The sequence below is a fragment of the Aeromonas fluvialis genome, assembly GCF_000819885.1.
GTDB classification, from domain to species: Bacteria; Pseudomonadota; Gammaproteobacteria; order Enterobacterales; family Aeromonadaceae; genus Aeromonas; species Aeromonas fluvialis.
Genome location: NZ_CDBO01000023.1, coordinates 29,053 through 50,393, shown reverse-complemented (window position 1 = coordinate 50,393; position 21,341 = coordinate 29,053). Strand labels below are relative to the sequence as shown.

Here is a 21,341-nt window from a genome sequence, read left to right as displayed (position 1 = left end):
GGTTACTACAAAAGGTTAAACGATCTATGAAAAGAACACTCTTGTCCGTCATGGTGTTGCTGGGCGTCAGTGCCGGTGCCCATGCCGAAAATCTGCTCGACATCTATCAACAAGCCCAGATCAAAGACCCTCAGTTGCTGCAGTCCAAAGCCGTTCGCGACCAGGCCTTCGAGAAGATCAACGAATCTCGCGCCCCTCTGTTGCCCCAGATCGATCTGGGTGCTGGACTCAATTATCTGAACAACAAAAACGATACCCAGAGCAATACCAAGGCCGAGGGTGAAGTGACGCTGTCGCAATCCCTCTATCGTCGCAGTAACTGGGTCAATCTGGATATCAGCGAGAAGCAAGCCACCCAATCTGATGTCGCCTACAATCTGGAGATCCAGAGCCTGATGCTGCGTACTGCCCAGGCCTATTTCAACGTGCTCAAGGCGATGGATTCCCTGGAGTTCGTCCGTGCCAACAAGGTTGCGGTAGAGCGTCAGCTGGAGCAAACCCAGCAGCGTTTCGAAGTGGGCCTGACCGCCATCACCGACGTCCATGAAGCCGAAGCATCCCGTGACCAGGCGCTGGCTGACGAGATCAATGCCGAGAACTCGCTTGACAACAGCTACGAGACCCTGCGCGAGCTGACCGGTGTCGATCACCGCAATCTGGACGTACTGAACACCGAACGTTTCAGCCCGCAGAAGACCGCCTTCGGCTCTGACAAGTGGCTGGAGCTGGCGCTGGACAAGAACCTGCAACTGCACAGCGCCCGCATCAGCAAGGACATTGCCAAGGAGCAGATCGACCTGGCCAAGACCGGCCACGAGCCGACCCTAGATCTGGGTGCCGGACTGCAAACCAGCAATACCGATTACAAGCTTGATAGCATTTCGGGTGGCAATGACAATCAGGCCAATATCGGACTGACCTTCAATCTGCCTCTCTACAGCGGTGGCGCCACCACTTCCCAAGTGAAACAGGCCCAGTTCAACTATGTGGCGGCCAGCGAACTGCTGGAGAAGAACTTCCGCTCAGTGCAGAGCACGGTGCGCTCCTCCTACAACAACGTGAACGCCAGCATCGGTTCTGTTCGCGCCTACAGCCAGTCAGTGGTCTCCGCCGACAGCGCCTTGAAGGCGACTGAGGCCGGTTACGAGGTGGGTACCCGCACCATCGTCGATGTACTGGACTCCACCCGCAAGCTGTACGAGGCCAAGCAGCAGCTCTCCGAAGCCCGTTACAACTACATCCTCAACATCCTGAGCCTGAAACAGGCGGCCGGTATTCTGGAAGCGCAGGATCTGGTGGAGATAAACCAGGGACTGATGCCTGCCACGGCAAAAACCAAGGCCTGATAACCGTTATCGGACATAAAAAGGCGACCGCAAGGTCGCCTTTTTGTTATCCGGCTTGCTACAGCCGATAGTGAGCCCCGCCAGATTGCGGGGCCAGCAGCGCGTTAACCGCGCTCGCGGATCGTCTTGATGATGTCGGTAGTGGAGCAGCCATCCTCGAAGTTGAGGACGCGCACCTCGCCACCATTGGCAGTCACCTCGGCGTAACCGGCGATATCTTCCGGCTTGTAGTCGCCGCCCTTGACCAGCAGATCCGGCAGGATCTCGGCGATCAGGCGCTGCGGGGTATCTTCACCAAACGGCACCACCCAATCCACCGCGCCCAGCGCAGCCAGCACCGCCATGCGGCGCTCGGTCGGGTTGACCGGACGACCCGGCCCTTTCAGACGGCGGACCGACTCATCGGTGTTGACCGCCACGATCAGACGGTCCCCCAGCTTGCCAGCGTTGGCCAGGTAAGAGACGTGACCGGCGTGCAGGATGTCGAAGCAGCCGTTGGTCATCACCACCTTCTCGCCCCGCAGGCGGGCGGCACGCACGGCCACCTTCAACTGGGCTTCGGACATGACGCCGAACCCTGTCTCTTGCTCGGAATAGAGGGCATTGGCGAGCTCCACCGGACTAACGGTAGAGGTCCCCAGTTTGCCGACTACGATACCGGCTGCGGTATTGGCCAGCGCACAGGCCTCATCCAGGCTCTTGCCTGCCGCCAGCGAGGTGGCCAAGGTGGAGATCACGGTATCACCGGCACCGGTCACATCGTAAACCTCGTGGGCCTGAGCCGGCAGGTGCAGCTCTGGCTGACCTTCGCGGATCAGGGTCATGCCGTTTTCGGAACGGGTGACCAGCAGGGCATCCAGCTCGAAGCGCTTGACCAGCTCCAGTCCCTTGGCGACCAGCGCCTCTTCGCTCTTCACCTTGCCCACCACGGCCTCGAACTCGGACATGTTGGGGGTCAGCAGGGTGGCGCCGCGGTACTTCTCGAAGTCGGTCCCCTTGGGGTCGACCAGCACTGGAATACCGGCGGCACGAGCGCGTTTGATCATGCCGGGCACATCGTTGAGAGCGCCCTTACCATAGTCGGAGAGGATCATCACGTCGCTGTTGGGCAACGCCTGCTCGACCTTGCTCATCAACAAGGTGGAGTCGACGGCGTGGAACGCCTCCTCAAAGTCCAGCCGCAGCAACTGCTGGTTGCGAGAGAGAACGCGCAGCTTGGTGATGGTCGGATAGTCGGCCAGACGAACGAAGTCACAGGCCACCTTGACGCCGGCCATCTGCCCAGCCAGCGCATCAGCAGCCTCATCCTGGCCGGTCAGACCCAACAGCACGGCATGAGCCCCCAGAGCGGCGGAGTTGAGCGCCACGTTGGCCGCGCCACCGGGGCGCTCTTCAATGTGTTCAACCTTGACCACGGGCACCGGCGCTTCGGGGGAGATCCGGCCGGTAGGGCCATGCCAGTAACGGTCCAACATGACATCGCCAACGACCAGAACGCGGGCTTTTTCAAACTCGGGCAGGGTGATCTTCATCTGTATCGACTCTCAAAACCTGAAAAATCAGCGGCCGATTTTATCACACTCTTTGATCCGGTGTAGAAAAAGCCGACCGCAGTTGCCACCCCTGTCACGCTAACCGGACGCCGGTTACCCCTCTGACCAGCATACAGCCATTCGCCCCCGTCCCCCCTTTCGGCTAGAATCCCCCGATTATGTTTGCGAACAAGAGATTAGCTATGGCTCACGACAACGCTCCCCGCCTGGAGCCCCGCCTCTTTCATCCCCGTTACTGGGCCAGCTGGTTCGGCCTTGCCCTGCTCTGGCTGCTGACCCTGCTGCCGTGGCGCAGCCAGATGTGGCTCGGCCGACAGTTCGGTCGTCTCGCCGCCAAGGTGTTGAAGTCCCGGGTGAAGATTGCCCGTCGCAATCTGGAACTGGCCATGCCGGAACTCAGCCGGGATGAGCGGGAGAAACTGCTGAAAGCAAACTTCGAGAGCGTGGGCTGCGCCGTGTTCGAGGTGGGTATCGCCTGGTTCTGGCCAGACTGGCGGATGCGCAACCTGATGAAGGTGGAAGGAGAAGAGCACGTGATTGCCGCGATGGAAAAAGGTCAGGGGATGCTGCTGCTCTCTTGCCACTTCCTGACCCTCGAGCTCAACGCCCGCTGTTTCGGTCTGGTACGTCCGGGGGTCGGTGTTTATCGCCCCAATACCAATCCGGTGCTGGAATACGCCCAGTACCATGGCCGCTGTGCCTCCAATAAATATCTGGTGGATCGCACCGACGTAAAGGGGATGATCAAGGCGCTGCGCAACGGCGACGCCCTCTGGTACGCTCCGGATCACGACTACGGCCGCCATGCCAGCGTGTTCGTGCCCTACTTCGCCGTCGAGCAGGCCGCCACCATCACCGGCACCGCCACCCTGGCGCGGGTGAAAAATACCGTCACCCTGCCCTGCTACAATATCCGTACCAGCGAGGGTTACACCCTGCATATCGGGGCACCGCTCACCGACTACCCCAGCGGGGATGACAGGGTCGATGCCGTGCGTGCCAACCGCGAGATTGAAGCCGCCGTGCGCAGGGCGCCGGAGCAGTACATGTGGCTCCATCGCCGCTTCAAGACCCGCCCCTCCTCCGAGGATGCAAGCTTCTACTAAGCTGCCGCGCCCGCGATACGAGCCGGCAGCGGCCCCAGCGCCAGCCTGACCGTATACTAAGCTGCCGCGCCCGCGATACGAGCCACATCGAACAACCCCGACAAACCGCCTGCTGGCGGTTTGTTTTTATCTGTTTGCCACCCAGCGCGGCAAGCAGGAGCCCCAACCAAGCCTCACCATTTCCCCCGACATGTGTCCCCCCATCGCCATCGGCCAGTATAAAAAAGCCCTCGGCAGCGACCGTAAAAACTGAAAGCGGGTTACAAAATTACTGATTCATCGATAAGTGGCCAAATGTTGCGCTGGATCCATCGGCCATTACCGCGAATTGATAGACAGCAAGATTGGTTCGTTTGAATACAAAAATCACAGCCGTGATTCAAATCACAAGATCAATAGGTTTGCGCAAACAACACAAGGAGTACAAGGTCCATGTGGTAGGGGCGGATCAGAAGCTCGACGTGGTGCGCAACGTGGCAGCGGTCACATCGTCACCGCCTATCTCGGCAAGCTGCGCGGCTACCAGACTGTGCGCGAGGCGATCGAGGATCCGGTGATCCGCAGCAAGGTGCGTCGCGCCATGGAGGAGAGCGGCGCCGTGCTGGTCAAACGCTACGGCTTCGACCCGCGCCTGCACGCCGCCTATATCGAGAAGATCCTCTCCCGTTTCGCCAATCCCTATCTGGTGGACGAGATTGACCGGGTCGGTCGTCAGCCGCTGCGCAAGCTGGCGGCGGGGGATCGGCTGGTGAAACCGCTGCTCGGCACCCTGGAATACGGCCTGCCAAACGAGCAGTTGCAGGAGGGGATCGCCGCGGCGCTGCACTATCGCAATGCCGATGACCCGCAGGCGGTGGAGTTGCAAGCCCTGCTGGCGGAGCTTGGCCCGGCCAAAGCGCTGGCCCGCGTCACCGGACTGGATGAAGAGAGCGAGGTGGTTCGCGCCATCGTCGCCCGTTACGAAACCCTGTAATGACCCTGCTTGCGGCGCATTCAGCCACCACTGATAGCGCACCAAGCGCTTGAATGGCAAGGGAATGTGCCCCATATGATAAAAACCGGGAGAGAGGCCTACTCTCTCCCTGTCAGCTGGACCCAATGCACCTATGACCACACACCAGGAAGATGAAGTACTGGAACGACTGAACGAGCAGGATGGTCACGGCTTCTTTCTCGAAGCCGTGACCATCCTGGAAGAGGCGGTCGACTCCCTGATGCGACGCGCGTTCCGTCAGGAGGAGTATGCCGTCAAATACGCCATCGAACCCCTGCTCAACCAGAGCGGCCCCCTCGGCCAGCTGGAGGTGCGCCTCAAGCTCATCTTCGCCCTCGGCCTCATCTCACTCGAGCGCTATCAGGATATCGAAGCCTATATCAAGATCCGCGACTTTCTGGTGCGTGACCCCAAGGATTACCGCTTCAGCGACAAGCCGATCCGCGATCTGCTCGACCGCCTGCACGGGGTCAATCAGGGCGGCATGATGAAGCTGGAGCCCCCCGCCATCGAAGAGGATTGGGCCTTCTACCAGATGCAGCTCAACCGGCTCGATCAGATGGTGCGCTCCGCACTGGTACTGGCGCTGGCCGACTGTGTCGGCGAGCTCCACAAGGAGAGCCCCATCTAATCCGGCCCCAAGGCCACACCATCACCACGGTTGGCGTCTGGCTGGCGCCCCTCACTTTACCGCCCGTAGCCAGCCACCAGACGCCGACTGTCGCTCGTCTCCCCATCCCGGCCCCGACGCCCGCTCCTTTCGGTGTCAATCTGACCCACTTACCCACTACACTAGCTTCATACTCACTGCCTGAATCGAGGTCTGCATGATCGCTCTCTCCCTGGCTGGCATCGCCCTGGTCTCCGTACTGGCCCAATGGCTGGCCTGGTCGCTGCGGGTACCCGCCATCCTGTTTTTGCTGCTCACTGGCCTCACACTGGGGCCGGTCAGCGGGCTGCTCGACCCGGATGCCCTGCTCGGAGACCTGCTGTTTCCGCTGGTCTCCCTCTCGGTCGCCATCATCCTGTTCGAGGGAGCGCTGACCCTCCATCTGGCCGAGCTCAAGGGGATCGGCAAGGTGGTACGCAACCTCTGCTCCACCGGCATGCTGGTCAGCTTCGCCGTCATCGGCAGCGCCGGTTACTTCCTGCTGGGGTTGGACTGGCGGGTCGCCATGGTGCTCGGCGCCGTGCTGGTGGTGACGGGCCCAACCGTGATAGCCCCTATGCTCAACGTGATCCGCCCCATTCGGGAGGTGGACCGCATTCTGCGCTGGGAGGGGATCGTCATCGACCCTATCGGCGCCTTGTTTGCGGTGCTGGTGTTTGAGGCGGTGCGCCTCGGCAGCCAAGGAGATCTGATCAGTCACACCCTGCTTGCCTTGGCCAAAACGGTAGGTATTGGCACCCTGACCGGGGTGGCAGCAGGGTGGTTAACCACCCTGCTCATGCGCAAGGACTGGTTACCGGTCAGCCTGCACAAGTTCGGCGTACTGGCACTGGTGCTGACCACCTTCACCTTCTCCGACTGGCTCAGCCACGAATCGGGCCTGCTGGCTGTGACCGTGTTCGGCATCTGGCTCGCCAATCAGGAGGGGCTGGATCTGGAGGAGGTACTGGCGTTCAAGGAAGATCTCGCGGTCATCCTTATCTCCAGCCTGTTTATCCTGCTGGCGGCCCGCCTCGATCTGGCCCAGCTGTGGCAGCTCGGCCCCATGGTGTTGGCGCTGCTCTGCGTGGTGCAGTTCGTCGCCCGCCCGCTCTGCATTCTGGCCTCGACCTGGGGCTCGGATCTCTCCTGGCGGGCCCGCGCTCTGCTCAGCTGGATCGCCCCGCGCGGCATAGTGGCGGCAGCAGTGAGCGCCTCGTTCGCCATCAGCCTGCAGCAAGCGGGCATTCCCGACGCAGATAAACTGGTGCCCCTGGTGTTTGCAGTGATCATCTCCACCGTGGTGCTACAGAGCCTCACCTCGGCGCCGCTTGCTGGCCTGCTCAAGATGCGCCAGAGCGCTCCCAACACCCTGCTCATCATCGGTGCCAACCCCGTAGCGCGCGCCATCGGCAAGGCGCTGGCGCATCAGGGGGTGCCGGTGCAACTGTGCGATCCGGCCTGGGAGTTATGCCGCCAGGCACGGATGAGTAACCTGCCCTGCTATTTTGGCAACCCCCAGTCGGAACATGCCGAGCTGCACCTGCCTCTCACCAGCATCAGCAATGTGCTGGCCCTCTCCCCCAACCGCCACAACAATGCCCTCGGGGTGCTGCACTTTGCCCACCTCTACGGCGAGGAGCAGGTCTACTCCCTGCGCTCCAGCGAGCAGCACGGCAAGGCCAACCGGGAAAGCGCCACCTTCCGCGCCCGCCAGAACCTGTTTGGCCCAGACATCAACTATGCCAAGCTAAGCGGCCTGCTAAGCCGCGGCGGCCAGATCAAGGGGACGCGCCTCAGCGACGCGTTCGACTGGGCCCAGTATCAGGCCGCCAATCCGGGGGCCATCCTGCTGTTCGTCATGGATGGCAAGGGCAAGCCCCGCATCGTCACCGGCCCCGTCACCCCGCTGGCGGGTGAACTGCTGATCGCCCTGCAACCGCCCAGAGAACAGGGCGTCGAATGAACGAAGCCAACCACAATCCGCTGATCGCACCCCTGCTGATGCTGCTGCAACGGGCCGACGGCAGCTACAAGGTGCATGAACTGATGGCCGCCCTGCGCCAGCAGGGGGCGATTCCACAGCTTACCGACGATGAACAGCGCCAGCTGTTTCGGGTCAACTTCCTGATCATGAACGCCCTCTACCAGCTGCAGGCCGAGCTCTGGCAAGAGGGATGGTGGCTGGTGATCAGCACCCTGGATATCCGGCTCGAACCGCTGGCCGAAACCCCGCAGGCCAGCCACGCCTTTGCCCTTGGTGAAAATCTGCGTGGCTACTATCTCGACTGGCAGGTGTTCTGGCAAACCGATCGTGCCGAAGTTGAAGCCCTGCTCAACCGCTTCTGGCGCGCTTATGACGGGATGGGGAACAGAGCCGAGGCGCTGGCCCTGTTTGAGCTGAAAGCAGGGGCAAGTCAGGAGGCGATCCGCCGCCGCTGGCGGGAGCTGGCATTGCAACACCATCCAGATCGGGGGGGCAATGCCGAGACCTTTATCCGCATCCGCTGGGCCTGGGAGTGTTTGCGGGGATGATCCGGTTGCCGTCCGCACAAAGAGAGGCATAGACTGGATCTGAATCCCCCTTCACAGGAGCGCATCATGACAGTCAGTGAACTTCGCAGGCTCTACCAGCAACAGATCCTGCTCGAAGCCGAAATACTTCACGACGTGGCCATTCCCGGCTGGATGATCGAATTCAGAGGCAAGGATGGCGCCCTCTACGAGCTGACCGACACCCTCGGCTGCCCGGTCAGTTTCGACTCGGTCGATCAGGCCCGTGATCATGTGCATCTGGTGGCTGACTGCCCGATGCAGGTAGAGCACCTCTACCGTTTCTTCGAACGTTAACCCGGACCGTCATATCTCACCCCGAGCCCCGGTGAGGCTTGTATCAGGCACATAGTCAGCACTTGCCTGCCACAGGCCTCTCCGGAAACAATCGCTTCGATTTACTCACGTCGCATGATGCCCGTTGCGCGATATCCGGCATAGACAGCCATAGAGACTGGCTATGGGCTGGCTATCTCTATGGTCACATGGACCAGCTCTTCATGAATCGCCAACCGCTCGCGAATCTCGCTGGCGGAGGTGGGCACCACCATCAGCAGGGAGAGCACGCAAGCATATTGCTGCTGCCCCACCCGCCAGACGTGGAGATCGCGGATCTCGGTCTGTGGCAAGTCGGCTACCACCTCGCGGATCTCTTCCACCAGCGGGGCATCCATCTCGGCATCCAGCAGCACCCGGCCGGAGTCGCGCAGCAGCCCCCAGGCCCACACAGCGACCAGCACGGCCCCCACTATGCCCATCAGGGGATCGAGCCAGTCGGCCCCCCACAACATGCCCCCCACCAACGCGACAATGGCCAACACCGAGGTGGCTGCATCCGCCAGCACGTGGATGTAGGCGGCGCGCAGGTTGAGATCCTGATGACCGTGGTGATGATTGTGGTCGTGATGATCATGATGATGGTCGTGGCCGTGCCCATGGTGATGGCCGTGATCGTCCTTCAGCAGCCAGGCACAGGCCAGGTTCACCAGCAGGCCGACGATGGCAATGGCAATGGCCTGTTGATAGTGGATCGGGCTGGGATCGAGCAGCCGGAGCACCGACTCGAACAGCATCAACCCGGCCACTCCCACCAGCAACAGGGCGCTGGTGAAGCCCCCCAGCACCTCGATCTTCCAGGTGCCGAAGCTGAATCTGGGGTCGCGGGCGAAGTGGCGGGCGGCGCGGTAGGCCAGCACCGAGAGACCGAGCGCCAGCGCGTGGGAGCTCATGTGCCAACCATCCGCCAACAGCGCCATGGAGTTGTAGAACCAGCCGCCGCCGATCTCCGCCACCATCATGATGACGGTCAGCAATACGGCCCAGCGGGTCTTCTGTTCGGCCAGCGGATTGCCCTCGTGGATGACGGGTTGATGGCAGTGGGATTGAGCGAGGGATGACATGGATTTCTCCTGAGAGCGATGATGCAATATACTATACCCCAGTATAGTTTTATTGATCGAGAGGATCCGTCATGTCCCACACCATTCACGACAAAAAGAAGCTGCTGGCACGGGTGCGCCGTATCAAGGGGCAGGCCGGGGCGCTGGAGAGCTCGCTGGAGCAGGAGAGCGATTGTGCCGCCATTTTGCAGCAGATCGCCGCCATCCGCGGTGCCGTCAACGGCCTGATGCTGGAGGTGCTGGAAGGGCATATGCGCGAGCATCTCGGCGCCGAAGAGGCGACACCGACCGAGCGACGGGAGGATCTGGATCAAGTGGTGCGGGTATTGCGATCCTATCTGAAGTAATACCGGCGGGCGGGGCACAGGGTTGCTCCGCATCATCTTGTTTACGACTGGGCGGCGTCTGCCCGCCAGCCCCTGCCCCTCTCAGACTTGAGCCCTCGCCCGCTTTACGCCATGATGACCGCCGATCATTGATCGCCATATTCTGGATTCCATTTCGCAAGGACCCCCCATGTTTGAACACGTCGATGCCTATGCTGGCGACCCCATCCTGACGCTAGTCGAGACCTTCCACAAAGACACCCGCGAGCAGAAGGTGAACCTGGGGATTGGCCTCTATTACGACGAGCAGGGGCGCATTCCCCTGCTGCCGTCGGTGCAGCAGGCCGAAGCCCAGCGTGCCGCCGCCCCGGCCCCGCGCCCCTACCAGCCGATGGAAGGCGCCGCCAACTACCGCACCGCAGTGCAACACCTGCTGTTTGGTGCCGACCATGAAGCAGTCAAGGCGGGACGTATCGCTACCATCCAGACCATCGGCGGCTCCGGCGCGCTGAAGATCGGCGCCGATCTGCTCAAGCGCTACTTCCCGACCTCCGAGGTGTGGGTCAGCAACCCCACCTGGGACAACCACAAGGCGATGTTCGAGGGGGCCGGCATCATGGTGCATGACTACCCCTACTACGATGCGGCTACCGGTGGCGTGCAGTTCGATGCGATGATCGACAGCCTGAGCAGCCTGCCGGCGAAGAGCATCGTGCTGCTGCACCCCTGCTGCCACAACCCGACCGGGGTGGATCTCTCCCGCGCCCAGTGGGACAAGGTCATCACACTCGTGGTTGAACGCCAGCTGATCCCCTTTATGGATATCGCCTATCAAGGCTTCGGTGACGGGCTGGAAGAGGATGCCTACGCCATCCGCGCCATGGTGGCCGCCGGCGTCAGCTTCTTCGTCAGCAACTCGTTTTCCAAAAACCTCTCCTTCTACGGCGAGCGCTGCGGCGGCTTGTCGGTCATCTGTAAGGATGCCGAAGAGGCGATCCGGGTGCTGGGCCAGATGAAGGCCACCGTCCGTCGCAACTACTCCAGTCCCCCCACCCACGGTGGCCAGATCACCGCGGCAGTGATGAGCCAGCCCGAGCTGCACGCCATGTGGGTCGACGAGGTGACCGAGATGCGCACCCGCATCAAGGCGATGCGCCAAAAACTGTTCGAGGTGCTGAGCGCCAAAGTGCCGGGCCGTGATTTCAGTTACTTCATCAACCAGCGCGGCATGTTCAGCTACACCGGCTTCACCCCGGAGCAGGTTGACAGACTGCGCGAGGAGTTCGCCGTCTATCTGGTGCGCTCCGGCCGCATGTGCGTGGCGGGCCTCAACAGCCGCAATGTCGACTACGTGGCCGACGCCATGGCGGCGGTGCTCAAGGGCTAATCCACACCAGCCCCGCTTTGGCGGGGCTTTTTGTTTGTCCCGTTTGCTCGTGGAACCGTTATGGATCTCATTGCCCTCTCCCGCCTCGGCGGTCGCCATCTGGTCACCCTGCACCTGCTGCTAGACAGCCAGAGCGTCACCCGCACCGCCGAGCGGCTCTGCACCACACCTTCCACCGTCAGCAAGACCCTCAACCAGCTGCGGGATCTGCTGGGGGATCAACTGCTCTACCGCCAGGGCAACCAGCTGCTGCTCACCCCCATGGCCGAGCGACTGGCCCCGACCCTGCACCGGCTGCTGGGGGAGCTGAACGGTCTCACCCGCCAGAACGTCTTCAACCCGCAGCAGTGGCAGGGCAGCTTGCGACTGGGATTGCGCGAGAGCGTGATGACCTGGCCGGTGGGCCCCATTCTGGGTCAGCTGATGAAAGAGGTACCGGGCATGGTGCCGGAGATCTGGAACAAGGATGAGCAGGGGCTGGAGGCGCTGGCAGCGGGCAAGCTCGACTTCGTGATCCTGCCCCATGACCAGAGCCAGCCGTTGCCACGCCAGCCCGGGCTGGTGTGGGAGACCCTGCGGGAAGATAAACTGGTCTGCCTGCTGCGCAAAGACCACCCCGCGCTGGCCAAGCCCTGGGATCTCGATGCCTACCTGAGCTGGCGCCATATCGCCATCCGGGATCAGGAGCTGGCCAACCCCTTCTTCGAGCAGAGCCTGGCTCAGCAGCAAGTGCGTCGCCAGATTGGCGCTACCCTGCCCGATTTTGCCAGCGCGGCGGCCCTGCTGCCCCAGACCGATCTGATCCTCACCGCCATCGGTGGCTGGGCGGCCTGCATGGCCAGTCAGCCGGATCTGGTGATGCGTCCGGCACCGTTCGATTACGGCAAGGTGAGTCACAGTCTGGTCTGGTATGGCCCGGCCGGCGATGGCTCGGCCCGTCACTGGTTCCGCCAGCGGATCCTGCAACTGGGTCGCGAATTGATTGAGCCCTGAGCCGGGCGACAACAAGAAGAGATTGATGTTTCACCGCGGCGAAACATCAACGGCAAGTAGGGACTAGGGACGTTTGGTATAGATGGGGCTGGGGAAGGAGGCAACGTTGCTGCCCAGAGCCGTGATGCGGGCAGCCCCCTGCTTTTTCACCTGATCGATGCGCAGCACCTGATGCATGGGGATAAGGGTCTGGCGTACATCGGCAAATTCGCTCTTGAGCTTCTCGTGACTGGGATCGACGATAAGCGCCGTGTGGTTGTCCCAGACAAAGTCGGCAATCTCGATAAAACCGAACAGCTGGCCCTGATTGACTTCGCGCACATAGACCTCGTAGCGCTCGCTGTGGCAAATAAACTGAACCCGATATAACGCCTTGCTTTCACTCATGATTATCTGTCATTGAGGGGTAAGAAGATGGCCATTATTCTAGCCGCCGTTCTCGCCCCCTCCAATAGACAGAAATCACAGTTGCTACCTTTCCATGCCGCACCCCACGCCATGACGGTCACCGGATGACGCAACCACTCAGCCCATCAAGGCAGGCAGTGAGACCGGCCCCAATCCCGCTGCACGCAAACGGCTGGCCAGCTGTTCCAGCTCGGTTTGGCTAGCCTCTGGCCATTGCATCGCCTCCCCCCGCACCCCGTAGCGGCGAAAGCCGTTGAGCCGAATCGGCACTGCGCCGAGCTGACGCAGAAAATCGGCGAGATCCGCATCCAGCTCACCGCGCTCATCCAGAAAATCGCTCTTGCCCGGCACGTGGAGCAGCCGCAACTCGGCCAGCTTGCCGTGGCTTGCCAGCAGTTGCAGCGATGCCAGCACTCGCTCGCGGCTGTACCCGGTCAGGGAGTGATGCACCGAGTCGCGCCACCCCTTGAGATCGATCATGGCGCCATCGAGCACAGGCAACAGCCGCTGCCAGCCGGTCTCGGCCAGCGAGCCGTTGCTGTCGAGCAGGCAGCCGAGATGAGCCAGATCCGGCGCGACCTTGATGGCGGCAAACAGCGCAACCACAAAGGGAAGCTGGGTGGTCGCCTCGCCGCCGGAGACGGTAATCCCGCTCAGCAGCGGACCGTAGCGGCGCAGCAGGGCCAGCACCTCGACCACCGTCATGGTGGCAGTCTTGGGATTGGCACTGCGCGGGCAAACATCCAGACAGGCGTCGCAATCAGTACAGAGCACCGCCTGCCAATGGGTCTTGCCCTCACTCAAGGTGAGGGCACCGCTCGGGCAGACCGCAAGGCAGTCACCGCAATGGTCGCACAGCCCTATGGTGTGGGGGTTATGGCAGCCGGGGCAGCGAAAGTTGCACCCTTGCAGAAACAGCACCAGCCGATTGCCCGGCCCGTCGACACAGGAGAACGGCAGCACCCTGCTTACCAGGGCGCAGCGTGTTGGCAAGACATCAGCCATCAGGACGAACTCAATACTCGCCGATGACCGCTTCGTGGGCGATCACCCGCGGTGCCCGCTGACGAATGGCGGTCACTTCACTCGCCTCGGCCCCGAGACAGGTGGTCTGCAAGCGCGACCCCTCCTCTGCGAAGCGGGCCACGTCACTCTTGCGGATCATGTAGCCGGTCACCCGCACCAGATCGCTGTCGGCCACGTTGGCGGTGAACTCGCGCATACCGATGGCGAGCGCCCCTTTGCAGAGCTGCAACAGCGCCTGCGGGTTCTGGCGGATGGTGGGATCCAGGGTCAGGATCTCGCTGATCCCCGAGTGGTAATAAGTATGGTGCGGCGCCAGTGCCAGCACATGGCTGGCCGGATCCGGCTCATGCCCATAGGGGATGCGCACCCCGGGGGTGACAGCCACATCGATGCTGAGGCCACCTTGCGAATGCAACAAAGCGCGGCCACCCCAGGCGTGGGTTTGCGGCGTCGCAGTGACATATTCCGAGAGCTGGGCCGAGATGCGATAGCCAAGCTGGTTCGCCTCCTCGTCACTGCCGTAACGATCCGGCAGATTCTCTTTATCCATCAGAATATTGACCGCTTCCGCCATGCCGTAGATGCCAAACATGGGGACGAAGCGATCCTCATCCAGCAGCCCCTCTTTCACCAGGAAGCTGTCGAAGAAGCCGGACTCCTGATGCAGGAAAGCGGCACGCGCTTCGATCAGCTGGGAGGCCAGACGGCAGTAGTGGGGCAGCAGGCAGCCGAGGAAGTCATCGATCCCCTGACACTGCTCGGCGACCCGCTTGAGGGAGATGCGCACCAGGGTGTTGGCGCCACCGGCCTGCGGCAGGGCGTTGTAGCAGCTGACGATGCCAAAACCACGCTGGTCGAAGGTATCACGATGGATCGGGTAGTTGGCGATGTGCGGCTTGCTGCACTCGGCAATGTTCTTCACCGTCTGCAGCAGCAGGCTGTCCGGGGTCTGCTCCGGATCGTGGAAGAAGGTGAGGTTCGGTGCCACCTGCTTGAGCTCGTTGTCGATGCGCAGGATCAGGCGGCAGATACGGTTGTCATCCGGCCCGATGTTGACGTGCATGAAGGCGTCCGGCAGCACCCTGTCCAGATAGACCCAGAACCCCTTCAGCTTGCGATAGAGGGTCTCGTCATCCAGTTCGCCGACAAACGGCAACAGCAGATGGTCGAGCCGCCCCAGCCAGACCGGCATGCCGGTGACGGAGGGGACATGGTGATAGAGGATGCGCAGGGCGTTGAGCGCCTCGTCGAAATCCTGCGGTGGTGCCAGCTCAAGCCAGGCAGAGCCCTGAGTCAGGAATTTTTCATAGTCCGGCAACACATAACGCGGCTTGTAGGGGGCGTGCCCTTCGAACATGTCACAGACAAATCCCTGCGCCATCGCCTCGGCGACTGCGGCAGGCAGGTCGGGGTAGGGCAACGCATTCTCGGCGGCCAGCGCCAACGCATGGCTCTTCTGGGCAGGGGAGAGATGGGGGTTGCGCACGATGCGCTGACAGGTTTCGGTCAAAGACATGGGAGACTCCTTCACGGACAGAGCCCATATCCTCACCATTTGCGGGCTTTTTTTGAAGTGATATTCACAACATTACGAATGTCTCGAAAAGACATCCGCGAGAGGAGATCACACCCAGAACAGAACGGGGGCCTTGTCTGCCGACAAGGCCCCCGTTGCGCGAATCAGGGCTCGATGATGATGGGCGTGCCGGGGTCAATGGCATTCCAGAGCTCGTCCATCTCGTGGTTAAGCACCGCAATACAACCGTTGGTCCAGTTGGAGGGCTGAACCCTGCGGTCGCCAATGCTGTTGCGCTGGCCGTGGATCATGATCATGCCACCCGGGTTCACCCCCAATTCATTGGCGCGCTTGATATCGTCCAGATTCGGATAGTTGATATGTATCGCTTTATAAAAGCCGGAGTTACTCTTCTTGTAATCCAGGGTGTAGCGCCCCTCCGGGGTACGCTGATCCCCTTCCCGCTGCTTGTGCCCCTTGGGCGCCGGGCCCAGTGCAATCCAGTAGCGCTGCAGTTCTTTGCCATCCTTCATCAGGGTCAGGCTGTAGGTAGACTTCTTGACCACCACCAAATCGGCTTTTTCAGTAAAGGCAAAACTCAATGCGGGCCAAAGCCCCAGCAAACACAACAATACGGCTCTCATTCCATCCCTCGACAAGCCTCTGGTGCGGGCTTTTCTTGTTACCAGATCATCTGAACGATACCCGCCGAGCGGCGAGCGAGCGCCATGATATTGGATCGCCATCAATACTCAATATGCCCGGCAAAACATATCTTGGTGGTGCGCGGTGAATGGCCCGTGAATGCCCCATCAACGACCCACAACAACATCGATAACTGACACTAAAAACAAAAACATAGCTTATGTTTTCTGGCTGACCACGAGGGTGGTAATGGGCGAGCGGCCGCTCCAGCTGCATGGTCAGCTCGCAGGTGTGATCCGCCAGCGTGCGCACCGCAACGACCCGGCCCGGATGGCGATCCCGCGCCCCACTTGCCCCAGCAGAGAGTAGAGGGCGCCGATAGCTCCCAGCCCGCCGATCAACCAGATCGATACCCCCACCGGGGTCATGGCCCCCACCTGAGGCAACAGGCAGAGACCGTGCCCCCACCCCGCCAGATAGATGAACGGGGCCAGTCGGTGGATCAGCCGAAAGCGGCCATAACTCACCAGCGCCAGCAAACTCACCACCACCAGCGCGATCAGCAGATAGAAACTCCACTCCCCCAGGGTATTGCCAAGGGCATGGAGCGAGATGCCATTCCCGGCGCCAGTCCCAGCTGCGGCATCGCTGGCCCCACGCCGCGCAGGACGGCTCAGCCAACCCGCCGAGACCGCCCACTTGGGCGCCTCCACCAATAGCCAGTGAGCGGTCAGTGCCAGTGCGCCGCCGATAGCCGTCTGACGGTGCAATCGCAACATCCGATCCAGACCGCCACACCACACCTCCAGCTGCGACAGGCGCAACGCCAGCAACAGCGAAATGGCCATATAGGCCATCCCCAACAGGCCTGTCAGCAGCAACATCTCATGGCGCCAGGGCCACACCCCGTTGGCATCCCCCGCATAACCGAGCCACCAGACCCCGACCGCCAGCAGTGGCAACAGCCACCACACCCGTTTACTCGTCATAACATGCTCCTTGGTTCCATCGCGGCAGGGCCTCATCTCCCTGCTCATGACGCCATTACACACCCAGCCGGTCACAAGACTTTGCCATAGGGGGAAGCTTGTGTGGCAATGTGTGACAAACGAAAACAAAAGAGGGGCCGACTGGCCCCTCGTGATCACCCTTGCTGGCTCGCCCCTCTTCATAGGAGATGGCGCACAATCCACCTCCGCTGTGATTGACGTCCTGCCAGTAAAAGGAATCAAATGGGGACATTACATATCTGCGGCGGAAAACCTGCTGCCCACTATTCCGGACAAGGAGCCCCCCTTGCTTTCATCCACCGAACAACGCTTCTGCTCAAGCTGCCAACGCGAGACCAACCATGTCGTAGTGCTGGTCGATAAATCCTACGGAAAAGAGGTGAAACCAGAGCAAAAGCGCACAGCATTCATCAAAGACTTCATTACCGGCTGGGCGGCTGGCCCCTTTCTGGCCAACATGGATCGCTTTGAACGCCACGCCATCTGTGAAAATTGCGGAAATAAAGTCATTGATGAATCGTGAATAATGAAAAAAAGAATGGCAGGAAGGTCGCCCCTCCTGCCAATTGCCTATTCATAACAAGCCAGCCTTCATCACATCACTTACTGCACGCAGCTCAACTCCTCTCTGACATCTCCAGCAAAGTAGCGCCGGGTAATCCACGCTTCGAAGTCTGCCAGCATGCGGGTTTCCGACTCGCTGTTGTCGGCGATAAGTTCGGCGCCATGTACCACCCGGATATGGGCATCTAGCGGGGAACCCTCACTCGTAGCTGGACGTTGCTGCGCGGCGGCCATGCAGGCCTGCGCCTGTTGCCACGCTTCGGTGGCGCTCAGGTTGCATGCCTCGGCCAGCGGCACTGCGCTGAACCCTTCGCCGGTCAGGCTGCGCAGGGTCTCATCGTGAGTCATGCCGTTGCCCGGCCCCCAGTAGTGGGCGGCCAGATCCGGCCCGATACGCGGGTTGTCGGTGAGGTAGCCATCGCGCTTGAGGAAATAGGCGCGGGTCTGCTCCACCGCCATCAGCGCCAGCAGGTAGCCGTGATAGGCGCAGGCTGACTCCTGATTCAGCAGGTGCGGAATGGCCAGCAGCGGGCGCGGGCTCTCCACTCCGACAATCTTGCGCTCCCACTGACGGGCCAGTGCAAGTACTGCCTCGGGAGTGCATTCGGCCTGATCCATGGCGTAGAGATCCCGCTCGAAGTAGGCCACCAGCGCAATCTGGCGCTCATTGAAGGCACGAAACGGCTGACGGGCGGCGATCATCGCCTTGATTAGCGCATCGGGGATCGGCTCTCCCGCCGCATTTCTGGCGTAGCGTTTGAGCCAGTCGGCATCGTCCAGCAGGCTGTCGCAGAACATCGACTGAGTCTCGGCATAGGCCATGGAGGTGGGTGGAAACTCCTGGGAGAAGCAGGGGGCGTTGCCGGTGACATTGGCAAAGTGCGCGGCGTGGCCCCCCTCGTGGAACAGGGTGTTGAGGCCGCTCCAACCGCTGCCCACCTGCGCCGGATCGGCCAGGCTGGTGAAATTGACCACAGCCGGCACCCACTCGCCCTGTTGGAAGAAGCTCGGTACCGGGCCGTGGCAGAAGCCGTTCTCGTATTTCCCCTCCCGGGTCAGCAGATCCAGGGTCAGGGTGGCACCGCGATACTGGATGCCGAGCCGGCGGAAGCTCTCGACCCAATCTCGCAACGCCCGCGAGAAGGGCACGTAAGGATCGAGCTGGCGGGTCACATCGCCGCTCACGCTGTAACGCAGGTTGTGGGGCAGCAGGGCCGCCTCGCCCTTGGCCGCTTTCAGCTCGGCGAGGCTTTGCTGCAACCGGGCGTCGGTGCGGGCAATAAAGTCGTCGAGGATGGCGAACAGCTGCTCCGGGCTCATCTGCTCGTTCTTGCGCACCTTGTAGTCGAAATAGTCGCGATAGCCCATGGCGCGGGCAAAGCGGTTGCGGATCGCCACCACCTCAAGAAAACCGTTGCTGACCACCCACTGCTCCAGGGTGTGGAACATGGCGAGCGCGCTCTGGCGCACTGCCTCGTTCGGGCTGGCGGCCAGCGAGGTGCTGGCGGCAGGCAGACTACCGGCCACCAGCTGCCCCTGCTCGTCCAGCAAGGTCAGTTTCAGCTCCTTGCGGCGAGCGAACAACGCCGCCTCGGCGGCCACCAGCTCATCCGTCAGGGCGGCGGCGACCGGATCTTCAATCACGTTGCACTCGAAGAAGGCGAGCCAGCCTTGCAGACCGAGCTTGAGATCATCCTCGGCGGCCTGCGCCAGCATCTCCCGCAGCGCTGGCAGGCGGGCCGGATTGGCACAAAAGGCCTTGTAGGCCTGCTCGGCCGCAGTGAAACCGGCCTGATCATCGCTGGCGCCCATATAGGTGGACCAGAAGAGATCCTCCTTGCGCCTGTGTACCTGCAGGTAGTCGGCGTTGAGCTGGTTGAAGTAATTCCTGGCAATGGAACTCATAAATCCCCTCTTGTGATGGGGTCACCCATTGCGGGGCCCACTCCTTATTTTTTGCTGAAATGCCAAACCATTCACACTCTTTGGCAAAACTGGCGCAGGGATGCGCATCAACACGCTACCAAAAAATGGGGAGTGCTGTCTGCTGGCTATACTGTTGTCAAAACGCTCATTTAAGGGCGCGCGACCACTGGTTAATAGTAAATAAGTTGTTACATCAAGCAATTGGCTGCCGCAGTAACGAGCCATCGAAAATCAACAGGGAATAAGGATTTCGTCATGTTCAAGCTCGGTGATATCACCGTGAGCCGCAAATTGATTTTGCTGCTCACGCTGGCGTTTGTCGGTTTTGTCTCGCTGCTGCTTATCTCGGCCAATGCGCTCCAGCGCAATCTGATGAGCGAGCGAGAGGCGCGGCTCAATGCGGTACTGGGGCAGGCCATGAGCCAGATCCAATTTCTGGCCAGCACCCTGCCAACAGAGCAGGCCCAGCAGGAGGCGCGCAAGCTGCTGACCAACACCCGCTTTGATGGCAACAACTATCTGTTCGTCATCGATGAGCATCGTCAAATGCTGGTGCATCCCACTCGGCCCGAGCTGGTCGGCCAGACCATGGGGGAAGGAACTGGGGCCACCGCAGGACAGTTCTGGTTAGAGATGGTGGATATCGCCAAAGGGGGCAAACAGGGCACCCTGCAATATGTCTGGATCGGCCCGTCGGGTGAAACCGCCGACAAACTCTCCATGGTGTCAGGCTATCAGCCCTGGGGCTGGATCCTCGGTTCCGGCATGCTGCTGCAGGATATCCAGCAGACCATCTGGGCCCAATACATGAAGATGGGCACCGCCACCGCCATCGTGATCCTGCTGATGGGGCTGCTGGGCTGGCGCATCACCCACTCCATCGTCTCCCCCCTCAGCCAGATCAACCACGTCATGCAGCGGGTCGCCCAAGGGGATCTGGTCGTCAGCATTCCGGTACATGGCAAGGATGAGCTGGGTATGGTCGCTAGCTGCACCAACCAGAGTCTCGATGCCATTCGTCACGCCCTGCTGGAGGCCAGTCTGGGTGCACGCAACGTGGCGGATGCCGCCCTGCGCATTGCAGCCTCTGCCGAGCAGACCAATCAGGCGGTCACCAGCCAGCGGGATCAGCTGGCCCAGCTCGCTACCGCCATGAACGAAATGAGCGCCACCATCTCCGATGTGGCCGGGCACGCCGAAAATACCGCGCGGGATACCCAGGAGGCCACGGGTGAAGCCGGGTTAGGTAACCGGGATGTTCACGCCAGTGTGCACGGTATCAAGGAACTGGCTACCGAAGTGGAGCAGGCTACCCTGCAGGTCAATCAGCTCAAAGAGGGGGTGATGCAGATCAGTGAAGTGACGGCCGTTATCAGCTCCATCTCGGATCAGACCAATCTGCTGGCCCTCAATGCCGCCATCGAGGCAGCTCGGGCTGGCGAGCAGGGCCGCGGTTTTGCCGTGGTGGCCGACGAGGTGCGCCAGCTTGCCAGCCGTACCCGCCACTCCACCGAGGAGATCCAGAACACCATAGCCCAGCTACAGCAACGGGCGGTCACGGCGGCCAACGCCATGGATGCCAGCCGAAAACTGGCTGAAAGCAGCGTCAACCAGTCGCAACAAGCGGGACAAGATCTCACCCAAATCGTCAACCATATCCAGCATGTGAGCGACATGGCGACCCAGATTGCCACCGCCGCCGAGCAGCAGAGCATGGTGGCCGAGGATATGAACCGCAACGTCAGCGGCATCAACGACTCGGCGCTTGAGATGTCCCAGTCCGCCTCGCAACTGGCGCAGGAGAGCGAACTACTGGCCGGTCTCTCCCGCAGCCTGGATGAGCGACTTGCGGTGTTCAAACTGGGCAAGGCGTCCGCCACAGCGCCGATGATGGCCCCTGTATCTCGCTCCCCTGATGAGCTGCGCGCCCGCCATTAGT

General features: G+C 61.3%; 18 protein-coding genes and 2 pseudogenes. 12 read left to right on the top strand and 8 right to left on the bottom strand.

Translation table 11 applies throughout. The annotated features are described in order from the left end of the window. Positions 1-26 precede the first annotated feature (26 nt). Complete coding sequence (gene tolC, locus BN1125_RS05900) at positions 27-1,346, top strand: outer membrane channel protein TolC (protein ID WP_042011207.1); 1,320 nt, start codon at positions 27-29, stop codon at positions 1,344-1,346. 104 nt (positions 1,347-1,450) lie between these two features. On the opposite strand, the gene hldE is transcribed toward tolC, so the two are convergent. Then, on the bottom strand, positions 1,451-2,878 hold the full coding sequence (gene hldE / locus BN1125_RS05895; protein WP_042011206.1) for a bifunctional D-glycero-beta-D-manno-heptose-7-phosphate kinase/D-glycero-beta-D-manno-heptose 1-phosphate adenylyltransferase HldE: 1,428 nt from the start codon (positions 2,876-2,878) through the stop codon (positions 1,451-1,453). Between the two features lie 203 nt (positions 2,879-3,081). Here hldE and lpxL point away from each other — a divergent pair, with 203 nt between their 5' ends. The 6 genes and pseudogenes from lpxL to BN1125_RS05865 all read left to right on the top strand — a co-directional run bounded on the left by lpxL (position 3,082) and on the right by BN1125_RS05865 (position 8,498). Next, a complete protein-coding gene (gene lpxL, locus BN1125_RS05890; protein WP_042011205.1) occupies positions 3,082-4,005 on the top strand; it encodes an LpxL/LpxP family Kdo(2)-lipid IV(A) lauroyl/palmitoleoyl acyltransferase in 924 nt (307 codons plus the stop codon). Between the two features lie 478 nt (positions 4,006-4,483). Then, positions 4,484-4,978 (top strand): annotated as a pseudogene (locus BN1125_RS05885) (mannitol dehydrogenase family protein); the annotation flags it as partial. Between the two features lie 133 nt (positions 4,979-5,111). After that, a complete protein-coding gene (locus BN1125_RS05880; RefSeq protein WP_042011204.1) occupies positions 5,112-5,630 on the top strand; it encodes an MltR family transcriptional regulator in 519 nt (172 codons plus the stop codon). A gap of 196 nt (positions 5,631-5,826) precedes the next feature. Beyond that, positions 5,827-7,614, top strand: coding sequence for a cation:proton antiporter (locus BN1125_RS05875; protein WP_042011203.1), 1,788 nt, complete (start codon positions 5,827-5,829; stop codon positions 7,612-7,614). Further along, positions 7,611-8,183, top strand: a complete 573-nt coding sequence (locus BN1125_RS05870; RefSeq protein ID WP_042011202.1) for a DNA-J related domain-containing protein — start codon at positions 7,611-7,613, stop codon at positions 8,181-8,183. The genes BN1125_RS05875 and BN1125_RS05870 overlap by 4 nt, the downstream gene beginning before the upstream one ends. Positions 8,184-8,249: 66 nt before the next feature. Next, complete coding sequence (locus BN1125_RS05865) at positions 8,250-8,498, top strand: hypothetical protein (RefSeq protein WP_042011201.1); 249 nt, start codon at positions 8,250-8,252, stop codon at positions 8,496-8,498. Positions 8,499-8,659: 161 nt separating this feature from the next. On the opposite strand, the gene dmeF is transcribed toward BN1125_RS05865, so the two are convergent. Then, positions 8,660-9,601, bottom strand: coding sequence for a CDF family Co(II)/Ni(II) efflux transporter DmeF (gene dmeF / locus BN1125_RS05860; protein ID WP_042011200.1), 942 nt, complete (start codon positions 9,599-9,601; stop codon positions 8,660-8,662). A gap of 71 nt (positions 9,602-9,672) precedes the next feature. On the opposite strand from dmeF, the gene BN1125_RS05855 reads away from it, so the two are divergent. From BN1125_RS05855 to BN1125_RS05845, 3 genes are all read left to right on the top strand, one after another. Continuing rightward, positions 9,673-9,948: a metal/formaldehyde-sensitive transcriptional repressor gene (locus BN1125_RS05855; protein WP_042011199.1), complete on the top strand. Its 276-nt coding sequence runs from the start codon at positions 9,673-9,675 to the stop codon at positions 9,946-9,948. 169 nt (positions 9,949-10,117) lie between these two features. Continuing rightward, on the top strand, positions 10,118-11,314 hold the full coding sequence (locus tag BN1125_RS05850) for an amino acid aminotransferase (protein ID WP_042011198.1): 1,197 nt from the start codon (positions 10,118-10,120) through the stop codon (positions 11,312-11,314). 60 nt (positions 11,315-11,374) lie between these two features. Beyond that, entirely contained in the window at positions 11,375-12,307 is a 933-nt protein-coding gene (locus BN1125_RS05845) for a LysR family transcriptional regulator (protein ID WP_042011197.1), read from the top strand. 63 nt (positions 12,308-12,370) lie between these two features. Here the strand turns inward: BN1125_RS05845 and BN1125_RS05840 are convergent, their stop codons facing one another. From BN1125_RS05840 to BN1125_RS05820, 5 genes and pseudogenes are all read right to left on the bottom strand, one after another. Next, complete coding sequence (locus tag BN1125_RS05840) at positions 12,371-12,694, bottom strand: DUF1820 family protein (RefSeq protein WP_042011196.1); 324 nt, start codon at positions 12,692-12,694, stop codon at positions 12,371-12,373. Positions 12,695-12,832: 138 nt separating this feature from the next. After that, complete coding sequence (locus BN1125_RS05835) at positions 12,833-13,720, bottom strand: YjjW family glycine radical enzyme activase (protein ID WP_042011195.1); 888 nt, start codon at positions 13,718-13,720, stop codon at positions 12,833-12,835. A gap of 10 nt (positions 13,721-13,730) precedes the next feature. Continuing rightward, on the bottom strand, positions 13,731-15,257 hold the full coding sequence (locus BN1125_RS05830) for a YjjI family glycine radical enzyme (protein ID WP_042011194.1): 1,527 nt from the start codon (positions 15,255-15,257) through the stop codon (positions 13,731-13,733). A gap of 164 nt (positions 15,258-15,421) precedes the next feature. Continuing rightward, positions 15,422-15,901, bottom strand: coding sequence for a L,D-transpeptidase family protein (locus BN1125_RS05825; RefSeq protein WP_042011193.1), 480 nt, complete (start codon positions 15,899-15,901; stop codon positions 15,422-15,424). Between the two features lie 241 nt (positions 15,902-16,142). Next, a pseudogene (locus tag BN1125_RS05820) lies at positions 16,143-16,891 on the bottom strand (ferric reductase-like transmembrane domain-containing protein); the annotation flags it as partial. A 112-nt stretch (positions 16,892-17,003) separates the two neighbouring features. Here BN1125_RS05820 and BN1125_RS19485 point away from each other — a divergent pair. Then, entirely contained in the window at positions 17,004-17,435 is a 432-nt protein-coding gene (locus BN1125_RS19485; RefSeq protein ID WP_244268469.1) for a hypothetical protein, read from the top strand. Positions 17,436-17,515: 80 nt separating this feature from the next. Here BN1125_RS19485 and BN1125_RS05810 read toward each other — a convergent pair whose 3' ends face one another. Continuing rightward, entirely contained in the window at positions 17,516-19,381 is a 1,866-nt protein-coding gene (locus BN1125_RS05810; protein WP_042011191.1) for a M3 family metallopeptidase, read from the bottom strand. A 276-nt stretch (positions 19,382-19,657) separates the two neighbouring features. Between BN1125_RS05810 and BN1125_RS05805 the strand changes: the two genes are divergently transcribed. Next, positions 19,658-21,340, top strand: coding sequence for a methyl-accepting chemotaxis protein (locus BN1125_RS05805; protein WP_042011190.1), 1,683 nt, complete (start codon positions 19,658-19,660; stop codon positions 21,338-21,340). Position 21,341 lies beyond the last annotated feature (1 nt).